The sequence below is a fragment of the Rhodococcus sp. (in: high G+C Gram-positive bacteria) genome, from assembly GCF_049299235.1.
Lineage (GTDB): Bacteria > Actinomycetota > Actinomycetes > Mycobacteriales > Mycobacteriaceae > Rhodococcus.
Genome location: NZ_JBAQXC010000050.1, coordinates 1 through 7,765 on the forward strand (window position 1 = coordinate 1; position 7,765 = coordinate 7,765).

8 protein-coding genes are annotated in these 7,765 nt (G+C 68.3%); 4 read left to right on the forward strand and 4 right to left on the reverse strand.

Going from position 1 to position 7,765, the window contains the following annotated elements; all coding sequences use genetic code 11:
• Window positions 1-756: Lhr family helicase (locus WAX14_RS02715; RefSeq protein ID WP_422626555.1), on the forward strand; the 756-nt coding region annotated here is incomplete at its 5' end.
• A 16-nt stretch (window positions 757-772) separates the two neighbouring features.
• Here WAX14_RS02715 and WAX14_RS02720 read toward each other — a convergent pair.
• Both WAX14_RS02720 and WAX14_RS02725 read right to left on the reverse strand, forming a co-directional pair.
• Complete coding sequence (locus WAX14_RS02720; protein WP_422626556.1) at window positions 773-1,030, reverse strand: DUF7218 family protein; 258 nt, start codon at window positions 1,028-1,030, stop codon at window positions 773-775.
• 47 nt (window positions 1,031-1,077) lie between these two features.
• Window positions 1,078-1,674 (reverse strand): TetR/AcrR family transcriptional regulator, encoded by a 597-nt coding sequence (locus WAX14_RS02725; RefSeq protein ID WP_422626557.1) that lies wholly within the window; start codon window positions 1,672-1,674, stop codon window positions 1,078-1,080.
• 68 nt (window positions 1,675-1,742) lie between these two features.
• Between WAX14_RS02725 and WAX14_RS02730 the strand changes: the two genes are divergently transcribed.
• Window positions 1,743-2,684: an oxygenase MpaB family protein gene (locus WAX14_RS02730; RefSeq protein ID WP_422626558.1), complete on the forward strand. Its 942-nt coding sequence runs from the start codon at window positions 1,743-1,745 to the stop codon at window positions 2,682-2,684.
• A gap of 38 nt (window positions 2,685-2,722) precedes the next feature.
• Entirely contained in the window at window positions 2,723-3,259 is a 537-nt protein-coding gene (locus WAX14_RS02735) for a hypothetical protein (RefSeq protein ID WP_422626559.1), read from the forward strand.
• Window positions 3,260-3,299: 40 nt separating this feature from the next.
• Here the strand turns inward: WAX14_RS02735 and WAX14_RS02740 are convergent, their stop codons facing one another.
• Entirely contained in the window at window positions 3,300-5,033 is a 1,734-nt protein-coding gene (locus tag WAX14_RS02740) for a glycerol-3-phosphate dehydrogenase/oxidase (protein WP_422626560.1), read from the reverse strand.
• Between the two features lie 189 nt (window positions 5,034-5,222).
• On the opposite strand from WAX14_RS02740, the gene glpK reads away from it, so the two are divergent.
• A complete protein-coding gene (gene glpK / locus WAX14_RS02745) occupies window positions 5,223-6,737 on the forward strand; it encodes a glycerol kinase GlpK (RefSeq protein WP_422626561.1) in 1,515 nt (504 codons plus the stop codon).
• Here the strand turns inward: glpK and WAX14_RS02750 are convergent.
• Window positions 6,722-7,765, reverse strand: a 1,044-nt coding sequence (locus tag WAX14_RS02750; RefSeq protein WP_422626562.1) for a PLP-dependent aminotransferase family protein, incomplete at its 5' end; no start/stop codon positions are given. The genes glpK and WAX14_RS02750 overlap by 16 nt on opposite strands.

Here is a 7,765-nt window from a genome sequence, read left to right on the forward strand (position 1 = left end):
CACCGCGCTCCCCGCCGGGCACCCCGGTCGCGCATGTACCGTGCGCGGCCGGTGATGCCGTCGCGGACCGGACCGCCGACGGTGGGCGGGCGGTGGGCACTGCTGCCCGAACCCGAACCGGAATCGACGATCCGCGCCCACGCGACGGCCGAACTGCTGCTCGAACGGTACGGCGTGGTGACGCGCGGCGCCGTCACCGGTGAAGGGGTGCCGGGCGGGTTCGGGCTGATGTACAAGGTCCTCGCCCGGTTCGAGGAGTCCGGCCGCTGCCGGCGAGGCTATTTCGTCGATTCGCTGGGCGGCGCGCAGTTCTCGACGCCCGACGTCGTGGACCGGTTGCGGTCCTACGGCGAATCCCTCGAGGGGCGGCATACCGAGACACCGGCGGTGACACTCGCCGCGTGCGATCCCGCGAACCCGTACGGCGCTGCCCTGCCGTGGCCTGCGCCGCGCGCCGACGACGCCACGCGGCACCGCCCGGGCCGCAAGGCCGGTTCCCTGGTGGTCCTGGTCGACGGGAAGTTACTGCTGTTCGTCGAGCGTGGTGGTCGCACCGTCCTGACGTTCGACGACGATCCGGGGGCGCTGCGGGTGGCGTGCACCTCGCTCGCAGCCACTGTCAGAGGCGGTGGCGTCGACAAGATCGTGGTGGAGAAGGTCGACGGGCGTTCGATCCACGGCGACGATTTCGCCGCGTTCCTCTCCGAATCGGGGTTCTCGGCGACACCGCGCGGCTACCGGTTGCGGGCGGTCTGAAATCGGGGGTTTCTGCTCAGTGGTTGCGCAGGGCGTCGATCAGCTCGCCCTTGCGCTTCGAGGAATACCCGGTGAGTCCGATTTCCTTGGCTCGCTTCTTCAGGTCGGTGACAGTCCAGTCTTCGTACGAGCCGGACTTGCCGCCCTTGTGTCCCACCGACGACCGGCCCCGAGCCGCGGCCGCATTCGAGATTCGGGCGGCCTTCTCCTTCGAGGCGCCGTCGTCGCGCAGATCCTGATACAGCTCTTCGTCCTTGATCGACGGGTTCGGCATCGTATTCTCCCTTCGTCCGGGGAGTGGATACCCGATGCGCGGCCGGTCTATGCGCGGCCGGCGTGTTCGACGAGATCGACGCAGTGCTGCACCAGCAGCTCGCGGGGCACGACGACGGTGCCGTCGAGGTAGCCCATGAACACACTGGTCAGTGCGCCGACGACGCCAACGGCGATCATGTGCCGTTTCTGCGGATCCTCGATTGCCGTGAGCTGCTGTTGTGCGAGGCCGACGAAGGCCGGGGCGAGTTCGACACCGCTCCTGCCGATTGCCGGTTCGCGCAGCGGCGCCAGCAGCAGCACCCGCCCCGCGGCCGGTTCGTCGACCATCAATTCGACGAACGCGCGGACTGCGGCGTCTGCCCGCTTGCTCGCCGGGGCATTGTCGAGGGCGTCGACGAGCACGCGGCGGGCACGGTCACCGACCTCGTCGTAGACGGCGCGAACAAAGGTGTCCCGGTCGCCGAAGCTCTCGTAGAAGTATCGTTCGGTCAGTCCGGCGGCGCGACAGACCGCGCGAACATTGGATGCCGACCGGTCGACCGCGCCGAGCAGTTCGATCCCGGCCGTCAGCAGAGCCTGGCGCCGAACACGCCGACGATCCTCCAGGGCGGTTCCCGCCCAACTTCGGCGTGTTGCCTCCACCGCTCATTCCTGTCGTCGACCCCTGTGCCACCGTTGACCCCTGCGCCGGAGAATTCTACTCTGACAACATGCGTAGTCGGAATGTGCCCGCGCCGCTCGGACCGGACTCCCTCACGTGGAAGTACTTCGGCGGCTGGCGCGGCATGCTGTTCGGGCCGTGGGCCGGTTCCATGCAGAACATGCATCCGGGCCTGGGCGCCGCCGTCGAGGAGCATTCCCAGTTCTTCGACGAGCGCTGGGAACGGCTGTACCGGTCGCTGTATCCGATCTACGGTGTCGTCTTCGACGGCGACCGCGCCCCCGACACCGCCCGGCAGGTCCGCGGCTACCACGACACCGTCAAGGGCGTCGACAGCCGAGGCCGCAGCTACCACGCCCTGGACCCCGACACGTTCTACTGGGCGCACGCCACCTTCTTCTACAGTCTGGTCATGTCCGTCGAATGGTTCGACGGACCGCTCACCCTCGCCGACAAGCACCGATTGTTCGACGAACACGTGCAGTGGTACCGCCTGTACGGGATGCCCATGCGGTCGGTCCCCGAGTCGTGGGAGGATTTCCTCGACTATTGGGACCACATGTGCCGGAACGTCCTCGAAGACAACAAGGCCACCCGCGACGTCCTGGACCTGACGCACCTCGACCGGCCGCCGTTCCTGCGCTGGCTCCCGGCGCCGGTCTGGCACCTCGTCCGTCCCGTTGCCACCCGCGGATTCCTGTGGCTGACCGTCGGCCTCTACGACCAACCCGTGCGCGACCTGCTCGGCCTGTCGTGGTCGCGCCCCGAACAGCACGTGCACCGCGCGGTCGGCAGGGCGATCGGTCTCGGCACGCGACTCGTGCCGCGGCGCTACCGATATCATCCGCGAGCACGCGCCGGTTGGGACCGCGCTTCCGGCCGTATCCGGGCCGGCGCACCGATCGTGCACACCCCGGCACGGAACTTGCCGCCACGAGACAGGCGCGACTCCCCCATGCACTACAGCCCGGATGTGGCACCGCGCCGGTAGCCCGGTGGGACCGGCCGCCACGTGTCACGCTGTTCGGCATGAAGGTCGACGCCCACGCCGTTCTGCACGGCCCGTTGTTCTCGCGGAGCCAACCCCTCGACCGGGACAACGCCGCCAGCCGTATCAGCGCCTACGTCTACGGCAACATCCTGGTGCTGGCAGCACTGGTGCCGGTCGTGACCGACCACCAGTACGTCGGGATCGCCATCGTGCTGGGCACCACCGTGTCCACCTTCGTCGCCCATATCTTCGCCGAGGCGGTCGGGCACAGCGTGCGGCAGGGCGCGCAGTTGACCGCCACCGACCGGTGGCGGGAGGTACGCAATTCGGTGCCGATCCTCAGTTCCGCGGTGATGCCGTGCGTGATCCTGGCGATCGGCTGGATCGGCTGGCTCGAACCTCGGACCGCGCAGCTGCTCGCCGAGGTCGCGGTACTCGTGCGGATCGGTGGCATCGTCTTCGTGATCGGCAGGCTCAACGGCAAGCGGCCCAGCACAGGCTGGCTCGTCAGCGCCGCCGCCATCACACTGGTCGCCGTGACGGTCGTGCTCACCAAAGTTCTGCTGACCCACTGACCTGCTGGCACACTGACCTGCTGGTGCACTGACCTGCTGCCTACCCCCAGACCCGCACCGGCTCGAGGATCTCCGCACGGGCCTCGGGTGCAGCCGCGCGCAACGCATCCGCGGACTCGTCGTCGGGCCGGCTCTGCGATCGGACCTCCGCATCGACTCGCGCGCGGTAGGTACCGATCTCCCGGTCCACCGTGTCGGCGTCCCAATCCAGGATCGGCGCGATGAGTCGCGCGACCTGCTCGGCGCAGTGCACCCCCCGGTGCGGATATTCGATCGAGATGCGGGTGCGCCGGGCGAGGACGTCCTCGAGGTGCAGAGCACCTTCCGCGACGGCCGCGTACACGGCCTCCACCTGCAAGTATTGTGGTGCGTCGGTGATCGGTTGCAGCAGTTCGGGTTGCCCGTCGGCGAGGGCGAGGACCTCTTCGACGAGCGAGCCGTACCGGTCGAGCAGATGCTTGATCCGGTACGGATGCACCCCGTACTGCTCGGCGAGGTGCATCGTCTGGTTCACCAGGGCGAAATAGCCGTCCGCACCGACCAGCGGTACCTTCTCGGTGATGGACGACGCGATGCGCGACGGGATGTCCTCGGCGGCCAGGTCGACGGCATCTTCGGCCATCACACGATAGGTGGTGTACTTGCCGCCCGCGATCGCCACCAGTCCCGGTGACACCCGCGCGACCGCGTGTTCGCGGGACAGTTTCGAGGTTTCGTCGCTCTCGCCGGCGAGCAGCGGTCGCAGCCCCGCGTATACGCCGTCGATGTCGTCGTGGGTGAGCGCGGTGACGAGCACCTCGTTGACGCGGTCGAGGATGTAGTCGATGTCCGCTTTCGTCGCCGCGGGGTGCGCGAGGTCGAGATTCCAGTCGGTGTCGGTAGTGCCGATGATCCAGTGGTTGCCCCACGGGATGACGAACAGCACCGATTTCTCGGTGCGCAGGATGATCGCCGAGTCGGCGACGATGCGGTCGCGGGGCACCACGATGTGGACACCCTTGGATGCGCGTACCCGGAACCTGCCGCGTTGCCGGGACAGTGCCTGGATCTCGTCGGTCCACACGCCCGTCGCGTTGATGACCACATGGGCCTTCACCTCGGTGACGACTCCGTCTTCGGAATCGCGTACCTGCACACCCGACACCCGGTCGGCTTCCCGCAGAAAACCGACGACCTGCGTGGAGGTGCGGACGACCGCCCCGTAGTGCGCGGCGGTCCGCGCCACCGTCATCGTGTGGCGTGCGTCGTCGACGACCGTGTCGAAGTAGCGGATACCGCCGATGAGCGAGGACCGTTTGAGTCCCGGCGCCATGCGCAACGCGCCGGACCGGGTCAGGTGTTTCTGCGCGGGCACGGACTTCGCGCCGCCCATCCGGTCGTAGAGGAAGATTCCGGCGGCCATGTACGGCCGCTCCCACACCCGATGGGTGAGCGGGAACAGGAATTCGAGCGGCTTGACCAGGTGCGGCGCGAGTGTCGTCAGCGACAGTTCCCGTTCGCGCAGTGCTTCCCGGACCAGGCCGAACTCGAGTTGTTCGAGGTAGCGCAGACCGCCGTGGAACATTTTCGACGAGCGACTCGACGTGCCCGAGGCGAAGTCCCTGGCCTCGACGAGTGCGACCCGCAGCCCGCGGGTCGCGGCGTCGAGTGCGGCGCCCGCACCGACCACGCCGCCGCCGACGACGACGACGTCGAATTGTTCGGAGCCCAGCCGCTGCCACGCCTCGCGGCGCTGCTGGGGTCCGAGGAACTGCACTCCCGGTTTGTTGCTCACCGCGCCACTCCCCATGCCTCCTCGACGTATCCGGTCCCAGGCTAGTAGTTTCCACCAGGCTAGTAGTTTCCACCAGGCTAGTAGTTTCCACACCGTACCGCTGAACCTGAGCACCACTGAACCTGAGCACCACTGAACCCGAGCACCACTGAACCCGAGCGCAACCGTCACCCTTCGAGCGAGGACGCCGTGAACCAGTACATCGCCGCGATCGACCAGGGCACCACGTCCAGTCGGTGCATCGTCTTCGACCACGACGGGCGCATCGTCTCGGTCGCGCAGACCGAGCACGAGCAGATCTTTCCGCGCTCGGGTTGGGTGGAGCACGACCCCGAGGTGTTGTGGACGAACACCCGCGAGGTCGCGGCGGTGGCGCTGGCGAAGGCGGATCTGCCGGGCGGTGCGATCGTGGCGATCGGCATCACCAATCAGCGTGAGACGACGGTCGTGTGGGATCGCACCACCGGCAGGCCGGTGTACAACGCGATCGTGTGGCAGGACACCCGCACCGATCGGCTCATCGGCGAACTGGCCGGCGACGAGGGCGTCGGCCGGTACCGGGAGGCGACGGGTCTTCCACTGTCGACGTACTTTTCGGGCCCGAAGGTGCGGTGGATCCTCGACAACGTCGACGGTGCGCGGGAGAAGGCCGAGGCCGGACAGCTCGCGTTCGGCACCGTCGACAGTTGGATCGTGTGGAATCTGACCGGTGGTATCGGCAACGGGTCGCAGGAACCGGGTGTGCACGTCACCGACGTCACCAACGCTTCCCGGACGATGCTGATGAATCTCGAGACACTACAATGGGATCCGCAGATCTGTGCCGATTTAGGGATTCCGATGTCGATGCTGCCGCAGATCCGCAGTTCGTCGGAGGTGTACGGCTACGCGCGCGAACGCGGCCCGCTCGCCGGGGTTCCCGTCGCGGGCATCCTCGGCGATCAGCAGGCCGCGACGTTCGGGCAGGCGTGCCTGACACCGGGCGAGGCCAAGAATACGTACGGCACCGGGAACTTCCTGCTGCTCAACACCGGAACGACGCCGGTGCGCAGTGAACACGGCCTGCTCACGACCGTCTGCTATCGGATCGGTGAGGCGCCCGCAATGTATGCGCTCGAAGGGTCGGTGGCGGTCACCGGGTCGCTCGTGCAGTGGCTGCGCGACAATCTCGGAATCATCCGCGACGCGAGCGAGATCGAGGGACTGGCCGCGTCCGTCCCCGACAACGGCGGCGCCTACTTCGTGCCCGCCTTCTCCGGGTTGTTCGCGCCACGCTGGCGTCCCGACGCCCGCGGCGTCATCGCGGGCCTGACCCGGTTCGTCAACAAGGGACATCTGGCGCGTGCCGCCCTCGAGGCCACCGCCTATCAGACGCGTGAGGTCATCGAGGCGATGCGCGCGGATTCCGGAGTCGATCTGCGTACGCTCAAGGTCGACGGCGGCATGGTCGCCAACCGCACGTTGATGCAGTTCCAGTCCGACATTCTCGGCGTGCCGGTGGTGCGGCCGGTGGTCGCGGAGACCACCGCGCTCGGCGCGGCGTACGCGGCCGGTCTGGCCGTCGGCTTCTGGGAAAGCGAGGACGACATCCGTCGCAACTGGGCGGTCGGCGACACCTGGGAGCCCGGCATGAGCGAGGCCGAGCGTGAACGCCTGTACCGCGGGTGGAACAAGGCCGTCGAACGGACCTACGACTGGACGTGAGCGGGCGGTCGGGCGTTCCCGACGGTCCGCGTCGCGACGCTCAGACGCCGGATCGCTTCGGACAGTTCGTCTTCCGAGGAGGTCGCGAAACACAGTCGCGCGGCGTGTGTGTGGTCGCCGGTGACCGCGAACGCATCGCCCGGAACGAAGGCCACGCCGAGATCCGCTGCGACGGGAAGCAATTCGGCGGCGGTTGCAGCGGTGGGCAGGGTCGTCCAGGTGAACATGCCGCCACGTACCGGTGAGCTCACGATACCGGACCCGAATTCGTCTGCGAGAGCAGCGGACAGGGCATGTGCGCGAGCACCGTAGGTGGCGCGCAGCACCGTCAGGTGCGCGTCGAGCCAGGTGGTGTCGGCGAGCAGGTCCGCGGCGATGCGCTGGGTCAGCGACGATCCGCACAGGTCGGCGCCCTGCTTGAGCAGTTCGACGGCGGCGCACACGTCCCGGTCGGCGAGCAGCCAGCCGACGCGCAACGCCGGGGCGATGATCTTCGACGCGCTGGACAGGCGGATCACCCGGTCGGTGTGGGACGCGACGGGCGCGGGCGGTGACGTCCCGAACCACAGGTCGCCGTAGGGGTCGTCCTCGACGATCCGGAATCCGTAGCGGTCGGCGAGGGCCGCCAGGTGTGCTCGCCTGGGCGCGGACAGGACTGCGCCACGCGGATTCTGGAAGGTGGCGACGGTGTGCACGAGTACCGGCCGGGCGCCGCCGGCGAGCAACTCGTCGAGCACGTCGGTGTCGAGACCGTCGTCGTCGACGGGGATGGAGACGATTGCTGCCTCGGCGGCACGGAACACCTGTAGCGCGCCGGTGTAGGCGGGTTCCTCCACGACGACGAGATCACCCGGGTCGAGCAGCGCCTGCGCGATGAGGCTCAGCGCCTGCTGCGATCCGTGGGTGACGACGACCTGTTGCGGATCGACGGCGCGGCCGAGCCGCGCGCTTTCGCGCGCGGCGAGCACTGTGCGCAGGTCGCCGAGGCCGCAGGTCTCGGTGTACTGGGCGGTCGCCGGGTCGGCGAG

What these genes read in the sequence shown, in the direction of transcription:
- WAX14_RS02735 (WP_422626559.1), top strand. Translation starts at nt 2,723, where the DNA reads ATGAAGGTCGACGCCCACGCCGTTCTGCACGGCCCGTTGTTCTCGCGG.
- WAX14_RS02730 (WP_422626558.1), top strand. Translation starts at nt 1,743, where the DNA reads ATGCGTAGTCGGAATGTGCCCGCGCCGCTCGGACCGGACTCCCTCACG.
- WAX14_RS02720 (WP_422626556.1), bottom strand. Translation starts at nt 1,030, where the DNA reads ATGCCGAACCCGTCGATCAAGGACGAAGAGCTGTATCAGGATCTGCGC.